The 16,365-nt window shown below is 72.2% G+C and carries 16 protein-coding genes; 11 read left to right on the top strand and 5 right to left on the bottom strand.

The window, feature by feature from the left end; translation table 11 throughout:
* Positions 1 to 193 precede the first annotated feature (193 nt).
* Both Plo01_RS33395 and Plo01_RS33390 read left to right on the top strand, forming a co-directional pair.
* Positions 194 to 913, top strand: coding sequence for an ABC transporter ATP-binding protein (locus Plo01_RS33395; protein ID WP_203894738.1), 720 nt, complete (start codon positions 194 to 196; stop codon positions 911 to 913).
* A gap of 30 nt (positions 914 to 943) precedes the next feature.
* Complete coding sequence (locus Plo01_RS33390) at positions 944 to 1,762, top strand: ABC transporter permease (RefSeq protein WP_203894737.1); 819 nt, start codon at positions 944 to 946, stop codon at positions 1,760 to 1,762.
* A gap of 135 nt (positions 1,763 to 1,897) precedes the next feature.
* On the opposite strand, the gene Plo01_RS33385 is transcribed toward Plo01_RS33390, so the two are convergent.
* Positions 1,898 to 2,488, bottom strand: a complete 591-nt coding sequence (locus Plo01_RS33385) for a TetR family transcriptional regulator (RefSeq protein ID WP_203894736.1) — start codon at positions 2,486 to 2,488, stop codon at positions 1,898 to 1,900.
* A 160-nt stretch (positions 2,489 to 2,648) separates the two neighbouring features.
* Here Plo01_RS33385 and Plo01_RS33380 point away from each other — a divergent pair, with 160 nt between their 5' ends.
* The 4 genes from Plo01_RS33380 to Plo01_RS33365 all read left to right on the top strand — a co-directional run bounded on the left by Plo01_RS33380 (position 2,649) and on the right by Plo01_RS33365 (position 7,819).
* Positions 2,649 to 4,469 carry a serine/threonine-protein kinase gene (locus tag Plo01_RS33380; RefSeq protein WP_203894735.1) on the top strand — a complete coding sequence of 607 codons (1,821 nt, stop codon included), beginning with the start codon at positions 2,649 to 2,651 and terminating at the stop codon, positions 4,467 to 4,469.
* 51 nt (positions 4,470 to 4,520) lie between these two features.
* Positions 4,521 to 5,960 (top strand): NADP-dependent phosphogluconate dehydrogenase, encoded by a 1,440-nt coding sequence (gene gnd, locus Plo01_RS33375; RefSeq protein WP_203894734.1) that lies wholly within the window; start codon positions 4,521 to 4,523, stop codon positions 5,958 to 5,960.
* A gap of 270 nt (positions 5,961 to 6,230) precedes the next feature.
* Complete coding sequence (locus Plo01_RS33370; protein ID WP_203894733.1) at positions 6,231 to 6,857, top strand: nucleoside/nucleotide kinase family protein; 627 nt, start codon at positions 6,231 to 6,233, stop codon at positions 6,855 to 6,857.
* Positions 6,858 to 6,868: 11 nt separating this feature from the next.
* Complete coding sequence (locus Plo01_RS33365; protein ID WP_239317560.1) at positions 6,869 to 7,819, top strand: D-2-hydroxyacid dehydrogenase family protein; 951 nt, start codon at positions 6,869 to 6,871, stop codon at positions 7,817 to 7,819.
* A 24-nt stretch (positions 7,820 to 7,843) separates the two neighbouring features.
* On the opposite strand, the gene Plo01_RS33360 is transcribed toward Plo01_RS33365, so the two are convergent.
* From Plo01_RS33360 to Plo01_RS33350, 3 genes are all read right to left on the bottom strand, one after another.
* The gene (locus Plo01_RS33360; protein WP_203894732.1) at positions 7,844 to 8,710 is read right to left on the bottom strand and encodes an NAD(P)-binding domain-containing protein; all 867 of its coding nucleotides are present in this window, start codon (positions 8,708 to 8,710) and stop codon (positions 7,844 to 7,846) included.
* 66 nt (positions 8,711 to 8,776) lie between these two features.
* The gene (locus Plo01_RS33355; RefSeq protein WP_203894731.1) at positions 8,777 to 9,289 is read right to left on the bottom strand and encodes a hypothetical protein; all 513 of its coding nucleotides are present in this window, start codon (positions 9,287 to 9,289) and stop codon (positions 8,777 to 8,779) included.
* A 63-nt stretch (positions 9,290 to 9,352) separates the two neighbouring features.
* Positions 9,353 to 10,414 carry a TerC family protein gene (locus Plo01_RS33350; RefSeq protein ID WP_239317559.1) on the bottom strand — a complete coding sequence of 354 codons (1,062 nt, stop codon included), beginning with the start codon at positions 10,412 to 10,414 and terminating at the stop codon, positions 9,353 to 9,355.
* A 154-nt stretch (positions 10,415 to 10,568) separates the two neighbouring features.
* Between Plo01_RS33350 and Plo01_RS33345 the strand changes: the two genes are divergently transcribed.
* The 3 genes from Plo01_RS33345 to Plo01_RS33335 all read left to right on the top strand — a co-directional run bounded on the left by Plo01_RS33345 (position 10,569) and on the right by Plo01_RS33335 (position 13,752).
* Positions 10,569 to 11,624 carry an alpha/beta fold hydrolase gene (locus Plo01_RS33345; RefSeq protein WP_203894730.1) on the top strand — a complete coding sequence of 352 codons (1,056 nt, stop codon included), beginning with the start codon at positions 10,569 to 10,571 and terminating at the stop codon, positions 11,622 to 11,624.
* 321 nt (positions 11,625 to 11,945) lie between these two features.
* Positions 11,946 to 12,848, top strand: coding sequence for a DUF4352 domain-containing protein (locus Plo01_RS33340; protein WP_203894729.1), 903 nt, complete (start codon positions 11,946 to 11,948; stop codon positions 12,846 to 12,848).
* A gap of 175 nt (positions 12,849 to 13,023) precedes the next feature.
* Positions 13,024 to 13,752, top strand: a complete 729-nt coding sequence (locus Plo01_RS33335; protein ID WP_203894728.1) for a hypothetical protein — start codon at positions 13,024 to 13,026, stop codon at positions 13,750 to 13,752.
* 140 nt (positions 13,753 to 13,892) lie between these two features.
* Here Plo01_RS33335 and Plo01_RS33330 read toward each other — a convergent pair whose 3' ends face one another.
* Positions 13,893 to 14,243: an NYN domain-containing protein gene (locus Plo01_RS33330; protein ID WP_203894727.1), complete on the bottom strand. Its 351-nt coding sequence runs from the start codon at positions 14,241 to 14,243 to the stop codon at positions 13,893 to 13,895.
* 204 nt (positions 14,244 to 14,447) lie between these two features.
* Between Plo01_RS33330 and Plo01_RS33325 the strand changes: the two genes are divergently transcribed.
* Both Plo01_RS33325 and Plo01_RS33320 read left to right on the top strand, forming a co-directional pair.
* Positions 14,448 to 15,245 carry a hypothetical protein gene (locus Plo01_RS33325; RefSeq protein ID WP_203894726.1) on the top strand — a complete coding sequence of 266 codons (798 nt, stop codon included), beginning with the start codon at positions 14,448 to 14,450 and terminating at the stop codon, positions 15,243 to 15,245.
* Position 15,246: 1 nt separating this feature from the next.
* The gene (locus tag Plo01_RS33320) at positions 15,247 to 16,344 is read left to right on the top strand and encodes a hypothetical protein (protein ID WP_203894725.1); all 1,098 of its coding nucleotides are present in this window, start codon (positions 15,247 to 15,249) and stop codon (positions 16,342 to 16,344) included.
* Positions 16,345 to 16,365: the final 21 nt, after the last annotated feature.

Here is a 16,365-nt window from a genome sequence, read left to right as displayed (position 1 = left end):
CCAATTTAGCCACACATTCAATTCATGTCGAATCGAGCGGAGCGATCAGAGGGGGCTCCCGGGCGCTCGGTGTCGCCACCGGTCCTCCCGGGCCCAGAAAGGTTACGAACCCTCGCCGACCTCGTCAAATCGACCCTGCCTCCCGGGCGAAAACCCTTTGCCGACCGTGGTCGGCGCAGCGCACGCTTGGTTGGTGACCATCCTTCAGGCCACCGCGCTGACGAAACGGTTCGGTCCCGTGACCGCCGTCGACGGAATCAGCCTCGACGTGGGTCCCGGAGAGATCATCGGGCTGCTCGGGCCCAACGGGGCCGGCAAGTCCACCACCCTGCACATGCTCCTGGGGTTGATCACCCCCGACTCCGGAAGCATCCGCATGTTCGGTAGCGAACTGGGCCGTCACCGCGTCGAGGTTCTCAGCCGCGTCAACTTCGCGGCGAGCTACGTCGACCTGCCCGGCGTGCTGCACGTCCGCGAGGTTCTGGACGTCTTCGCCCGCCTGTACGGCGTGCGAGACCCGAAGACCCGGGTCGCGGAGCTCGTCGACCTCCTGGATCTCGGCCCGCTGCAGCGGCGCCGGGTGATGGAGCTCTCCTCGGGCCAGCGCACCCGCGTCCAGCTCGCCAAGTCCCTCATCAACGAGCCGAGCCTGCTCATCCTCGACGAGCCGACGGCGAACCTCGACCCGGACGCCGGTGACCGCATCCGCAACCTCCTGGTCCGGCTGGCCCGGGAGAACGGCCGGGCGATGCTGATCACTTCGCACAACATGCAGGAGGTGGAGCGCATGTGCGACCGCATCCACTTCATGTCCGCCGGGCGGATCGTCGCGAGCGGCAGCGCCGCCGAGCTCGCCGGCGTCTACGGCGCGGAGACCCTGGAAGAGGTCTTCCTCAAGGTGGCCCGATCCTGAAGACGGCCCGATCGTGAAGGTGTCCCGAGCATGACCATCACCCATCCCCCGCTGAGCCTCGCCGCCCGCGCGACCCGCGTCGGCGGCGTGGTCCGCCGTGACTTCGCCGCGCTGCGCCGGAGCCCGATCCGGATGTTCGAGATCGTCTTCTGGCCCACGGTCGAACTGCTCGTCTGGGGGTTCGTGACGCTGTTCCTGCAGTCGCAGCGGGTGCCGTTCGTCGCCGCCTTCCTGCTCGGCGCCGTCCTGCTCTGGCAGGTGCTGCAGAAGGCCAGCAACGAGATCTCGATCGCGTTCCTGGAGGACATCTGGAGCAGGAACCTCCTGAACGTTCAGGTGAGTCCGCTCTCCACGGTCGAGTACGTGGTCGGCCTCATCGTGTTCTCCTTCGGCAAGGTGGTCTTCGCCATCGCGGTCATGGCGGGCCTCGCGCTGGCCTTCTACGGGTTCGGCGTCACCGCCCTCGGCGCGGGCCTGATCCCGTTCATGGCCCTGCTGCTGGTGATGGGCTGGTCCCTCGGCCTGGTCGGAATCTCGGCGGTGCTCCGCTTCGGGGAGAACGCCCAGGTGATCGCCTGGTCCCTGGTCTTCATCGTGCAGCCGCTGGCCGGGATCTTCTACCCGGTCGAGGTCCTGCCCGCCCCGCTCCAGACCGTCGCCTGGTTCCTCCCGGCCACCCACGTCTTCACCGGCATGCGGACCGTCCTGGACGGCGGCGCCGTACCGTGGGACAGCCTGGCCCTGGCAGCGGCGCTGGACGTCGTCTACCTGGCCGCGACGCTGGGCCTGTTCGCGTGGGCGCTGCGCTACGCCCGCGCCCACGGGAAGCTGTCCCGCTTCGGGGAGTGACGCGGGGAAGACGCCCGAAGAGCGGCGGGAAGGGCCGACAACGGACGAGGGCCCGGGGAACGCCGGACCGGCCGGCGGGTCGGTCCGGCCGGTCAGCGGAGCGACGCGGTCGCGCCGGCGGGTCGGTCCGGCCGGTCAGCGGAGCGACGCGGTCGCGGAGGACATCGCCGCCACGATGACGCCGACCAGGCTCTCCACGACCTCCGTGCGGTCCACCTCGGGATGCTCCAGCCACCAGTCGCCGGTGGCCTGGACCATCCCGACGAAAGCGTGCCCGAGCACCTGGGCGCGGACCGGGCCGAGGCCCTCCGAGGCGGCCGCGATCACCTCGCCGAGTTCCTCGCCCAGGCTGCGGACGATCGCGGTCATCTGGGAGTGGGTCCGGCTGTCCTCCGCCCCCGCCCGGTGGAACAGGAACCGGTAGAGACTCAGGTTGGCCGCGATCATGTCGAGATAGGCGGTGATCGTCGAGCGGGCCCGGCCGCGCAGGTCGGTGCCGGTCTGCTCGAACTGCTGCCGCAGCAGGTCGACGACGGTGCGGACGTGCCGGTTGGCCAGGGCCTGGTAGAGCCCGCTCTTGTCGCCGAAGTGCCGGTAGAGGATGGGCTTGGTGATGCCGGCCTCGGCGGCGATCGCCGCCATCGACGCCTCCGGGCCCTCGCGCCGGATCACCCGGTCCGCGGCGTCCAGGAGCGTCCTGCGGCGGTCTGGATCCCGTCCACTCACGACTCTCTTCTCCTCCCCTCTCAGAAGAGATCGGAAGAGAACAGCATAGGCATCCGGGCGCTTCACGATCTCATCGATGTTCCGGGTGTCCGTGGCGGTCGTTCAAGCGGGATGAAAACGATGTTCCGGTAATCTTGCCGATCTCTCCAGGAGGTGGCAGGTGGCCGAAGCGGGCGCCGTGGCGGTGCCGGGATACGAGGTGTCCGGCATCCTCGGGCAGGGTGGGTTCGGGATCGTCTACCGGGCCCGGCAGCTCGCCGTGGACCGCGAGGTCGCGCTCAAGATCGACAATCGGGTGCTCGTCTCGGAGCGCGACCGGCGCAGGTTCATGCGCGAGGTCACCTCCGCCGGAGCGCTCTCCGGCCATCCCCACGTCGCCCACGTCTACGACGCGGGGGTGCTGCCCGACGGCAGGCCGTACATGGTGCTGGAGCTCTGCCCGGGCGGGTCGCTGCTGGACCGGATGCGCGCCGAGGGGCGGCTGGACCCGGCCGAGGTGGCCGACATCGGCATCCGCATCGCCGACGCGCTGGCGGCCGCGCACGCCGCCGGAGTGCTGCACCGCGACATCAAGCCCGCCAACATCCTGGTCAACCGCTACGGCAACGTGGTGCTGTCGGACTTCGGGCTGGCCACCATGCCGTCGGCGGGCGGCGAGGTGTCGGTGACCCGCGAGTCGCTCACCCCCGCCTACGCCCCGCCGGAGGCGTTCGAGCTGGCCGAGCCCAGCGCCGCCGGGGACGTCTACTCCCTGGCCGCCACGCTCTACGCGCTGCTCTCGGGCCGGCCCCCGCGCTTCCCGGAGAGCGGCGTGGTCAACATCGCGGTCATCATGGCTCTGCACCGCCGGCCCATCCCGGAGATCCCGGGCGTGCCGCCGGAGCTGACCGAGGTGCTCCGCCAGGCCATGGCCGGCGATCCGGCCCGGCGCACGCCCTCGGTGGCGGCCCTGCGCGACGCCCTCACGGACCTGCGCCTGGCCCGCCACGCCCCGGCGTCCCGGCCGCTGCCCCCGCGTCCGGTGGCGCACCCGTCCGGTCCCGGGACGGCGTCCGGTTCCGGAACGCCGTCCGGCCCCTTCCCGCCCGGTCACATGTCACCGTCAGGTCCCACAACGCCGTCCGGTCCCGGAATGCCGCACCGTCCCGCCCCGTCCGGTCGTGTGTCACCGTCCGGCCCTCCGGCGTCCTTCCCGGCCGGGCCCTCGCCGTACGGCGCGCCGCCCGCCTACCCCGTCCCGCCCGCGGCGGGCAAGCAACCGGTGCGCGCGCACCTGACCTCACCCGGCGTGCGAGGTCTTTCGAGCACCCAGTCGCCCGCGACGGTCGCGTCCTCCGGCGGGTCGAACGGCAAGGTGTTCGTCGCGGTGGCGGTGGCGTTCGTGATCCTGCTGCTGGCCGGGGTCGGACTCATGTACTTCGAGAACCGCGGTCCCGGCGCCGGCTCGCAGACCGGGCCCGCCGTCGAGGGACCGGCCGCCCTGAAGCCCGGCGAGACGGGCGGCGCGGACGCGCCCGAAGACGGGGAGGGCCCTTCCGCGCAGGTCGCGAAGATCGCGGGAGTCGACACGGTCACCGCGTCGTGCCCCGCCGCGAAGGTCCCCGGTGCGGGGGCCGCGTGCGTGGCGAAGGCCGAGTGCTGGAGCGGGCTGCTCGTCGTGTCCGGTGACGCGAGCGCCACGACGGTCGGCTGCGAGGAGGCCCACTACTGGGAGACCTACGCGATCGCCACGTTGCCGCAGGACGTCACCACCTACCGGCAGCAGATCCTGGAGAAGCACCCAGTCGTCAAGCAGGTGTGCTCGACGCGGGTCATGCTCGCCTCCCGATCCGGCGACGCGCCCAAGGTCGCGGCCGGGAAGTGGCGTTCGACGGTGCTGCCTCCGTCGAAGGAGCGGTTCGACCAGGGCGACCGCACCTACCGCTGCCTCGGCGGGATCCTCGGCCCGGAGGCCAACGGCACGGTTTTCCGCCCTTACTGACCTATGGCCGGATAAAGCCTGGCATCGTGGATGTGAAAGGAGTGGTCCACGATGACCCAGGCGCGAATCGGTGTGACCGGCCTTGCCGTGATGGGGGCCAACCTCGCCAGGAACCTGGCCCGGCACGGGCACACGGTGGCCGTGCACAACAGGTCGCAGCACCGGACGAAAACCCTGATCGAGGAGTACGGACACGAGGGCGCGTTCGTCCCCTGTGAGACGCCGGAGCATCTCGTCGCGGCGCTGGAGCGCCCCCGGCGCATCTTGATCATGGTCAAGGCGGGCGCGGCGACCGACGCGGTGATCGAGGAGTTCGCCCCGCTGCTGGAGCCGGGCGACATGCTCGTGGACGGCGGGAACGCGCACTTCCTCGACACCCGCCGCCGTGAGGCGGCACTGCGCGAGCGCGGGATCCACTTCGTCGGGGCCGGGGTGTCCGGCGGCGAGGAGGGGGCGCTGCTCGGGCCGAGCATCATGCCGGGCGGGTCGGCGGAGTCGTACGCGGCGCTCGGACCGCTGCTGGAGGACATCGCCGCGAAGGTCGACGGGGTGCCGTGCTGCACGCACATCGGCCCCGACGGCGCCGGGCACTTCGTGAAGATGGTGCACAACGGCATCGAGTACGCCGACATGCAGCTCATCGCCGAGGCCTACGACCTGCTGCGGCAGGGCCTCGGACTGTCCCCCGCCGAGCTGGCCGAGGTCTTCGCCGAGTGGAACCGGGGCGAGCTGTCGTCCTACCTGATCGAGATCACCTCCGAGGTGCTCCGCCAGGTCGACGCGGCGACCGGCCGTCCCTTCGTGGACATCGTGGCCGACCGGGCCGAGCAGAAGGGCACCGGCCGCTGGACCGTGCAGATCGCGCTGGATCTGGGGGTGCCGGTGAGCGGCATCGCCGAGGCGGTCTTCGCCCGCGCCGTCTCCGGCGACGCGGAGCTGCGCCGGGCCGCGCGCGCCCTGCCCGGCCCGTCCGCCCCGACGGCGGGCGCCGTGGGCGAGGGGTTCGCCGAGGACGTACGGCGGGCGCTGTACGCCTCGAAGATCGTCGCCTACGCGCAGGGATTCGACCAGATCCGGGCCGGGAGCGCCGAGTACGGCTGGGACGTCGACCCGGGCGCGCTGGCGACCGTCTGGCGGGGCGGCTGCATCATCAGGGCCGTCTTCCTCGACCGCATCCGCGAGGCGTACACGGCGGGGCAGCGGAGCTCGGCGCCCGCGTCGCTGCTGCTGGCGCCGTACTTCGCCGAGGCCCTGACCGTGGCGCAGGGGGCGTGGCGGCGCGTGGTGGCGCGGGCCGCCGAGCTGGGCGTCCCCGCGCCGGGGTTCTCCACCGCGCTGGCCTACTACGACGCGCTGCGGGCCGAGCGGCTCCCGGCGGCGCTGATCCAGGGGCAGCGGGACTTCTTCGGGGCCCACACCTACCGCAGGGCCGACCGCGAGGGCGTCTTCCACACGCTCTGGTCGGGCGACCGGACCGAGATCGAGACCTGAGTCCCCGGCGGGACGGCCGCGGGACCGGGGTCAGGGCCGTTCCCCGGGCCGGTCGACGATCTCCGAGGCCAGTTCGGCCGAGGTGAGGGCGCGGCCCGCGCGGGCCACCAGCTGCGAGCCGAGCCACCTGTCGGTCCGGCGCGGTCTGTGGGCACGATCAATCCGGCTCCGATCATCCGCCCCGGGCTTCCGGAGCCGGCCGCATGTTCCCCCTCTTTCACCCGATGGGTCATTGCGAGTTCACGGCCCTGCGTTCGGCAGGATGGCAGAGTGCGCATACGCCCCATATCCCTGCCGTCGCTGGCCGAGGAGATCGCCGACCGGATCGCCGGGAGACCCCGGGACGCCTGGACGCGGGTCGCCTTCGACGGCGCGCCCGCCGCGCGGCCGGACGAGCTCGCCGACGCGCTGGCCGAGCCGCTCCGGGTGCGCGGCCGCGCGATCCTGCGCGTGTCCGCCCGGGACTTCCTGCGCCCGGCGTCGCTCCGGTTCGAGCACGGCAAGACCGACCCGGACGCCTTCTACGACGACTGGCTCGACGCGGGAGGGCTGACCCGCGAGGTTCTGGCGCGGCTGGACCCCGGCGGCCCGGGCAAGGTCCTGCCCTCCCTGTGGGACACCGAGAAGGACCGGGCGACCCGCGCACCGTACGTCACGGTGCCGGCGGGCGGGGTGCTCCTGCTGGACGGGGCGCTGCTGCTGGGCCGGTGGCTCCCCTTCGACCTGACCGTGCACCTGCGGCTCTCCCCGGCCGCGCTGGCCCGCCGCACCCCGCCGGAGCTGCACTGGACCCTGCCCGCCTACGAGCGATACGAGCACGAGGCCGAGCCCTCGGAGACCGCCGACATCGTCGTCCGGGCGGACGACCCCAGACACCCGGCGATCGTCATCCGGTAGGGTCGTGGCCCGTGTTGCGCTGTGCCGTACTCGACGACTACCAGAACGTCGCCCTGACCATGGCCGACTGGTCACGGGTCGGGGCCAGGAGCTTCCCCGAGCGTTTCCCGGACCAGGACGCCCTGGTCGAGGCGATCGGCGACTACGAGATCGTGGTGATCATGCGGGAGCGCACGCCGTTCCCCCGGTCGCTGTTCGAGCGCCTGCCGAAGCTGCAGCTGCTGATCACCTCCGGCGGCCGCAACGCCTCCATCGATCTCGCGGCCGCCGCCGAACACGGCGTGACCGTCTGCGGCACCGGCAGTTCCCTCACCCCGCCCGCCGAGCTGACCTGGGCGCTCATCCTCGGCCTGGCCCGGCGGATCGTGCCGGAGGCCACCGCGGTGCGCACGGGCGGGCCCTGGCAGAGCACCGTCGGGGTCGACCTGAACGGCGGCGTGCTGGGCCTGCTCGGTCTCGGCAGGATCGGCACGCAGGTGGCCCGGGTCGGGCAGGCCTTCGGCATGGACGTGCTCGCCTGGAGCCAGAACCTGACCGCCGAGCGCGCCGAGGCCGCCGGCGTACGGCTCGCGGGCTCGCTGCGGGAGCTGTGCGCGGCGAGCGACTTCCTCTCGATCCACGTCGTGCTGGGCGAGCGCACCCGGGGGCTGGTCGGCCCGGCCGAACTGGCGTCGATGAAGCCCACCGCCTACCTGGTCAACACCGCGCGGGCCGCGATCGTCGACCAGGACGCGCTGGTCGAGGCGCTCCGGGAGCGGCGGATCGCCGGGGCCGGGCTCGACGTCTTCGAGACCGAGCCCCTGCCGGCGGACCATCCCCTGCGGACCCTCCCCGGCGTCCTGGCCACCCCGCACCTCGGGTACGTCACCGAGGAGAACTACCGCACGTACTTCCGTGAGGCCGTCGAGGACATCGACGCCTTCCTCGACGGCGCCCCCGTCCGCGTGCTCGGCACGTTCTGAACGGCGACGGGCCGGCAGGAGGCGCTACCCGATCGTCGCGCCCAGTCCCTCGTCGCCGCGGCCGTCCCCGATGAGCGCTTCGATCCTGGCCGCCACCGCCGGCAGTCCGCCGTCGCCGAGACGTCGGCCGGCACGGAGCCCGATGAGGTGGCGGACGACGGTGAGGTGCTCGGTGAGGTCGGCGGGGCCCGCCGGGTAGATGCTCCGCGACAGCTCGGAGACCGTGCCGGGAACCCCGGTGACCACGTGGCCGAGCTGGGCGGCCGCCGCACGGGAGAACTCGGCGACGTCGATGCCGGCCTCCCGTACGGTGTCGAGGGCGCGCAACAGGCCGAGCTGGGCGTCGTACCAGACCCCGAACAAGGTGAGATCCCAGACCGCGGCCGCCTCCGGGGCCTCCCCGACGAAGCGCGGCTCGCTCAGCAGGCCGAGCGTCGCGCCGTGTTCCTCGAATGCGGGCCGGGAGCCGCTGTACAGGATGATCGCCGCACCGGTGCCGATCGTCTCGGGCGAGGCCTGGATGCCCGCATCGAGGTAGGACGCCCCCAGGACGGCGGCCCGCCGGGCGGCCCGCCGCGCCTCATCGGCGGTTCCCGTGTACATCCCGACGATCGTCCGCCCGGACAAGTCCATGTCCAGCTCGGCGAGGCACTGCCGCACCGCCGCGTAGTCCGTGAGGGTGAGGAGGATCAGGTCGCCGGACGACACCGCTTCCCGGACGGATCCCGCCGGCAGCGCGCCCGCGTCCACCAACCCGGCTGAACGGCCCGCCGTACGGTTCCACACCACCACCTCGCGTCCACCGGCGAGCAGCCGGCGTGCCACCGCACCGCCGACGGCTCCCGTGCCGATCACCACGACCCGCCGGGCTGAACTTCTCGTCTCCGTCATGGTGGCGATATTCGGATATCAAGCATGCTTGAGGTCAAGACGGCGGAAGCGGGCGTCCGCCCGGCGTCAGCTCGGCGCCGGGGACGCCTCCCCCTCCCCCGGCGCGGGGATGTCGTAGGCGTCCTCCAGGCCGCACGCCTTCGCCAGCCCGGCCGCCGCGGCCACGAGCCTGCGGGCGTGGACGGAGGCCTTCGCGCTGCCTTTCCGGGCGCTCACGTACCCCTCCGCCGCGGCGACGCTCTGCTGGATGTGCTGCAGCGTCGGCTCGACCGCGCCGGGGGCGGCGTCGAGCAGGAAGGCGAGCCAGCGGGAGACCGGCGCGTCGGCGCTCAGGCCGTTCGCGCCGGAGTGCCGTGCGACCTCGCCGAGGAAGGTGCGCAGGTCCGCGTCCTCGCAGGCCGATCCCGGCCCGGTGGCCGGGACCGGCGTCGGGGTGTGGGACGGCTGCGCGGCGGGCGTGGCCGACGTCCCGGCCGGGGTCGGGGCGGGCGGCGGGGCGTTGGAGCAGCTCCCCGCGGCGAGGACGAGGACGGCGAGAGCCAGGCCCCGAGCCGTCACGTAGAGCTTTCGATACGACACATAGGGTAGACGCAATACGGCGCCGCCAGGTTGCCTCACCGGCGTCGCGACAGCGCGAACGCCTCAGCCGTCTCCTGCCGTACGGCTCCCCTGGCCGGGTTCGGGATGCTCCGTACCGGCCTGCGCCTTCTTCCGGTTCTTCCGGGGAAGCCGGCGCAGCGAGCCGGGGTGCGCCCGCTCCTCCGGGTGCCGCCGCACCCGGCGGAGGCTCGCGACGACGGTGACGAGCAACACGAGGAGGATCACACCGAGCGACACGGGGGTGGGGATCTCCGGGATCGAGGAGGAGACGTCCTCGTGCAGGAAGACCAGGACGAGCTTGACTCCGATGAACCCGAGGATCGCCGAGAGCCCGATCGACAGGTAGACCAGCCGTTCGAGCAGGCCCTCGATGAGGAAGTACAGGGCCCGCAGGCCGAGCAGGGCGAAGGCGTTGGCGGAGAAGACGAGCAGCGGATGCTGGGTGATCCCGAAGATCGCCGGGATCGAGTCGAGGGCGAAGAGCAGGTCGGTGCTGCCGATGGCGACGAAGACGAGGAACAGGGGTGTGATCACGCGCCTGCCGTCCTCCACGGCGACCAGCCGTCCGCCGTGGAAGTCGTCGCTGACCGGGAAGATCCGGCCGACCCACTTGATCAGCGGGTTGTCGCCGATGTCGGGGTCGTCGTTCCGGTGGCGGGCCAGCTGCACCGCGGTCCAGATCAGGAGCAGGCCGAAGACGAGGAACGTCGGCGAGAACACCGTGATGGCCGTGGCCCCCACGGTGATGAGGATCGCCCGCATCACGAGCGCGGCCGCGATGCCGAACAGCAGCGCCTTCTGCTGGTACTCGTCGGGCACCGCGAACTGGCTCATGATGATGACGAAGACGAAGAGGTTGTCCACCGACAGGCTCTTCTCCACCAGCCATCCGGCGAAGTACTCGGTCGCGATGTCCGCGCCCGCCAGCGGCCAGAGCGCGAGCCCGAAGACGATCGCCAGCGCGATGTAGAACACCGACCACATCGCCGCCTCCCGCAGGCCCACGGCGTGCGGGCGCCGGGAGGCGACCACGAAGTCGAGGGCCAGCAGGGCCACGACGATCCCCACGACGACGGCCCAGGCCCCCAGCGAATCGATGATCACCTTTGCTCCACCCTGACGTGCGACGCTGCTGTGATCACGTGCGTATACCCGGCAAACACTCGCTTATCCGGTTATAAGGGCAATGTCCGCCTGGCGCACGACCGCGGCCGGAACTACCGTCGAGGCAGCGGAGCGGAAGAGCCCTGGAGTGGCCATGCGATACGCCGACTGGGGTGAACGATCACCCCGCTGGGCCGGAATCCGCAGCGAGATGCTCAATCTGCGGGGCACGCCCGTGCACCTGCTCAGAAAGCCCGCCGCACCCGGCGTTCCCGACCCCGGCGCAGCCGGCGTTCCCGACCCCGGGTCACCCGGTGTTCCCGGCGCACCCGGCGCACCGGTCCATCTCCTGATCCACCCGATGGCCGGCACCGGGACCATGTGGCTGGACGCCATCGGGCCGCTCAGCGCGTACGGCACGGTGATCGCCCCCGATCTGCCGGGCACCGTGCTCGGCCACACCGGGTCCCCGCACCGCGACGCCGCACGCGCCGAGGTGAACGCCCGGTTCCTGCGCGCCCTCACCTCCGAGCTCGGCCTGGACCGCGTCGTGCTGCACGGCTGGTCGATGGGCGGCCTGGTGGCGCTGCTCTTCGCCGACCTCGCGCCCCGCCGCGTCGAGCGCCTCGTCCTGACCGCCCCGACCCTTCCCGGCCCCATGACCGCGGAGGAACGGAAATGGTGGCGGACGTTCGGACGGCTCGCGCTGTTCGCCGGCCCGCCGATCGCCCGCGGCCTCCTGCGGGTGATCGGCCCGAAAGCGCTCGCCATGAAGCGGGACGCCCTCGCGAACCCCGAGGCGCGGATCGCCCGGGGGCTGGACACCACCGGGGGTGACGTCTCGCGCCTGTCGCCGGAGATGATCACGCTCCTGACCGACCAGCTCGACGAGGTCCGATCACGTCCGCGGCAGCTGAGCGGCGCCGTGACGGCCTTCGCCTCCGCGTGCTCGTCGATGTTCGTGAACCGCGGCCCCGTCGAGACGGCGATCGGCCGGATCACCGCTCCCACCCTCCTGGCCTGGGGAGACCAGGACCGGGTGATCCCCCGTCCCGTGATCGACTCCCTGCTGGCCCGGCGGCCGGGGTGGGACCTCCGCGTGTTCGAGGGGACCGGGCACGTGCTGCCCGCGGCGGTCCCGGACGCCTACGCCGAGGCCGTCGCCGGGTGGCTCGTGAAACACCGTGCGGCGGATCTTCCGCCGGGCTGAGCCGCCGCCGAATCTCTCCCGCCTTCTTCCGCGGGGGGCTTCCCGGCGAGCCCCTTTCCGGAATAGGACTTTCCCGCCGAGGACTCCTTGCGGGGTTCCGCCGCGAATCCCCGCAAGAGGGATTTCATAACAGAACGAAAAAGGGTTTGCATCGTTCCAGGCAACGACTTGGACATCGCATTTGTTTTCCGCGTCGCCGATGAGGATTCCGTACGGCGGCGGCTAAGATTCCCACTGGTTTCATCACGTGGTTTCCGTGAGGACGGGGCGACGAGCGATGGCCGCCGACCACATCTCGCATTCTTCATGCGGAGGCGCATCATGTCCTATCCGCCACAGCAGAACGGCCCCGTTTCCCCGTACGGCCACGGCCAGCACCCGCAGCACCACCCGCAGGGGCAGCCGATGACCGGACAGCCGCACCCGCAGCACCGGCAGCCGGTCCAGGGGCAGGTGTACACGCGGCAGGAGGCGTACTTCCCGCCGCAGGGCCCCGTCTACGTGCAGCAGCCGCCGCCCGCTCCGCGCAACGGACTGGGGATCGCGGCGCTGATCCTCGGCCTGCTCGGCATGCTCACCGGCCTGATCCCGCTGCTCTTCTGGCTGGCCGGCCCGCTCGGGCTCGTCGGCCTGATCCTCGGCCTGGTCGGAATCGGCAGGGTCAGACGCCGGGAGGCCTCCAACCAGGTGATGACCGTCATCGGCACGGTGGCCGGCGCGCTCGCCGTGGCACTGGCCACCTGGGGCGCGGTGGTCTTCTTCACCGCCGCCAGTGAAGCGGTGGAGGGCCTCGACAAGGCCCTGCGAAGCGGCGAGAGCGCCCAGTCCGGGAAAACACTTCAGCTCGGCGAGGCCGCCTCGTTCAACAACGGCCTCAAATTGACCGTCACCGAAATCGAGTCCTTCACTCCGGAGAACGAGTTCGAGAAAGCAGCGGAGGGTCACCGGCTCGTCAAGGTCACCGTGGTCGCGGAGAACACCGCCGAGGACACGCAGAGCGTCCTGCTGTCCTCCGTCAACATGCGCGCGGGAGAATCGAACGCCCAGGCCCGGTCGAGCTACGCCGGCGGTTTCAAGGAATTGACGGGCGACCTCGCCCCCGGCGCCAAGGCCACCGGAACCTACCTTTTCGAGGTCGCGGAGAGCGACCTGGGCAAGCTCCAGGTGCAGGTGGGCATGTTCATCGGCGATTCCGTCTTCTGGGAAGGCTCGCTGAAGGAGTAGCGGACGCCGCCGGACGGGACCTCCCACCATCCGGCGGCGCTTTCCAACTTGCGCGTAACTTTCCCGGCCTGCGGTAACCGGCGGGCAAGCCCCGGTCAAGCGGGCTGCGGCATAACCGGATGGAGACCCCGGGGGGCGACGGGCGAAACCGGGGAACGACCGTCAGGAGCACACCATGAAGCGCATCGCTTTCGGGCTGGCCGTACTGGCGGCCACCGGCGGCCTCCTCGCCGCGCCCGCCGCCGCAGGCGCCGCCACCGTCAGCGCCGCCACCGGTGACGACTACGGGCCCGACACCTGCCGGCAGGGTTTCGTCTGGCGTGAGGCGCGGCCGGCGGATCGGGTCTGCGTCAAGCCGGACGTCCGGGACCAGGCCGCCAAGGACAACGGCGTCAAGCACACCCGCTGGACCTCCGGCCCCTTCGGCCCGCACACCTGCGTCAACGGATTCGTGTGGCGCGAGGCGTTCCCCGGGGACGACGTCTGCGTCACCCCGGGCGTCCGCGGCCAGGTGCGCACCGACAACGCCGCGGCGGCCGCCCGCAAGGTCACGGCCAAGCTCTGGGTCTCCAAGTACACGGCCGCGCGGCAGAACAACGGCGGCGACGTCGGGACCTCCACCTCCATCGACGACATCCCGCGCCTGCAGCTCAACGGCAACCACTACAACTTCGGCCCGGTCAAGCTCTACGTCCGCTACAACACCGGCCGCCTGGCCTGGAGCGGGCGCGTCGAGGCCAAGGCCCACACCGGCCACGCGGGCGGCAGCTGGGGCAGGAAGACCGGCCTGTTCGACTGCTCGCGAGCCGGCAGGCCCGCCAACGGCTACGCCCAGGCCCAGGACGCGATCTCCGGCCGCTGGTCGGCCAAGGTCCCGGTGACCATCGGCTGCGCCGTCCTCTGACCCGCCTCCGCCGTCCCCGGGGAACGCCCGTGAAGCGCCGGGGGCGGCGGATTCCGCAGCCGAACCCGCCCTGGCGGTCGAGCCGTCCTCGGAGCTCCGAGGACGGCTCGCACGTGGTCGCCCCGCCGGGGGCGTGGGGGTCAGGCGGCCAGGTCGAGGGGGATGACGTGGGCGGCCGTACGGCGCAGGCGGTAGCTCAGGGCGTTCGGGCGGGAGACCACCACGACCTCGACGCCGCGGCTGCGGAGCCAGTCGGCCAGGTCGGTGAAGATGCCGTCGCCGGAGCCGATGATCACACGTTCGAAGCGGTCGTCGAGGTGGTCCAGGCGGATCACCTCGCACAGCGCCTCGTCGGCGCCGTCGCGGCCGGAGCGGACCAGGAGCTGGATCCCGGCCAGGGCCAGGCCGACGGCCAGGAGGGCGCCGTGGTTGACGGCCGCGACGTACTGGTCGGTGAAACCCGCGGGGACGCGGCGGCGATAGTGGCTCATCAGGGTGACGACCTCGGAGGTCGCCGGGCGGGGGGGTGCCGACGAGGTTCTCGACGTCCAGCAGGTGAACGGACCGGCCGCACGAAAGGTTACGCATAGCGATGCCCCCTTGCCCCTGAGTTACCTCTGCATAGCCGCCACTTTAATGCTGGAAATCGCTGGAACTCAAGGGAGACACGTGGAACTCCTGTTACGATCCGGGCCGTGAGTGAATCACTGGACGCGCTGGAGCGGCGCATCGCCGAGCTCCGCGCCGAGGTGCGGCGGGCGGTGAAGGCGCGCGACGGCGCGCGGGCCCGTGCGCTCCGGGGGGATCTGCGCCGGGCCGAGCTGGCCTGGGACGAGGCGATCATGGCCGAGGATCCCGCGGCGATCGTGCCCGGCCTGCGGGAGCTGCAGGAGGCCGGGACGTCGCTGATGCCGATCCGGGAGCAGGTGCACCAGGCGCTCCTGCTGCTGGGCGTGCCCGCGGCGGCCCGGCTGGTCGTGGCGGTGAACGCGGCGTTCTTCTCCGGGGCGCTGCGGGGGCCGCAGCTCACCAGCCTCCGCCGGGACGAGGAACGTTCCTTCCGCAGTGATCCCTACGCCAGGCCGTACTACCTGTGCGCCGCGCTGACCGACCGCCTCTCCCCCGCCCGGGGGCTGCTCGCCGACAGCACCTGGCCGCTGGAGGCGCGGGTGGTGGGGCCGCTGAGCCCGCGCGTCGACTACCTCACCGCCGCCGTGCGCATCGCCGAGCACCTGGAGCGGCTGGCGGATTCGCCGCCGGGCGCGGCCCGGCTGCTGTCGCGGATGGCCCAGAACATCCCGGGCGCCGCCGAGGGCTTCGCCCCGGCCGACCCGATGACCGTGGTCCGCGCGGCCCGGGCGGAGCTGGAGGTGCACCTCGCCGCCGACGCCGCGCAGCGGGCCGAGGTCGCGGCGCGGGCGAGCGGGCAACTGACCGACGTGGAGCGCCTGTTCGGCGCGTCCGCGCTGAGCACCCTGAGAGGGGCCTGTTGACGTGAACCGGCTGGACAGGTTGCGCGGGCCGGTGCCGCCGCGCGCGCACGACGCGCGGGCCATCGCGGCCCTGGCCGCCAACCCCGGGTGCGCCCGGCGGGCGCTGCTGGACGCGGCCGGGGTCGACAAGGACGGCACGGCGCGGCACCTGGGCTTCCCCGCGCCCTTCGGCCAGTCGCAGTTCGCGATCACCCGGGGGAACGTGTTCGAGGCCCTGGTGAAGGAGAACGGCTGCGCGGAGCTGCTGCGGCTGATGCGCGAGCTGCTCGGCCTCCCCGTCGACCAGGTGGGCTACCAGGACGTGGAGAACGTGGGCTCGCACCTGCGGGCCTCGCACACCCGGGCGCTGATCGACCGGGCCGCGCGGGAGCTGGACGCCGCGGTCTTCTACGACCATCCCATGCTCAGCCTGGAGATCGCCGGGCACACCGCCTACCTGGAGCCGGACGTGCTGGCCTTCCAGCTGGGCGGGCGCTTCCACATCGTGGAGATCAAGTCGTTCGCGGTGATCGACGGCCAGGCGGAGCCGGAGAAGGTGGCGGCGGCGGCCCGGCAGGCGGCGGTGTACGTGATGGCGTTGCGCGCGCTCATGGCCGACCTCGGGCACGACCCGGAACGGGTCTCCCACGACGTGGTGCTCATCTGCCCGGAGAACTTCGCCAACCGGCCCACCGCGTCGCTGGTGGACGTGCGCAAGCAGCTGGCGGTGCTCAAGCGGCAGCTGGCCCGGATGGCCCGCGTGGACCGGCTGCTGGAGGGGCTCCCGCCGGAGCTGACCTTCTCCCTGGATCCGGACGACGAGGGCGTGCCGACCCGGTCGGCGCGTGAGCTGGCCGAGGCGCTGGGCCGGATACCGGCCCGGTACGCCCCGGACTGCCTGTCGACGTGTGACATGTGCATGTTCTGCCGGGACGAGGCGCGCTCCTGCGGATCGACGGACCTGCTCGGCCGCCAGGTGCGCGACCAGCTCGGCGGCGTGGCGGCGGCGAGCGAGGCGCTGGGCCTGGCCGAGGGGACGGTCGTCCCCGGCGAGGGCCAGGAGGAGATCGCCCGGGTGCTCCGCCTGGCGAACCGCCTGCGGGAGGAGTGCCTCACGTGAGCGGGCGAGCCGTGGACGCGC

The sequence above is a fragment of the Planobispora longispora genome, assembly GCF_016863135.1.
GTDB classification, from domain to species: Bacteria; Actinomycetota; Actinomycetes; order Streptosporangiales; family Streptosporangiaceae; genus Planobispora; species Planobispora longispora.
Note: the sequence above shows the minus strand (reverse complement) of the source record. Positions and strands in the feature narration are given on the sequence as shown.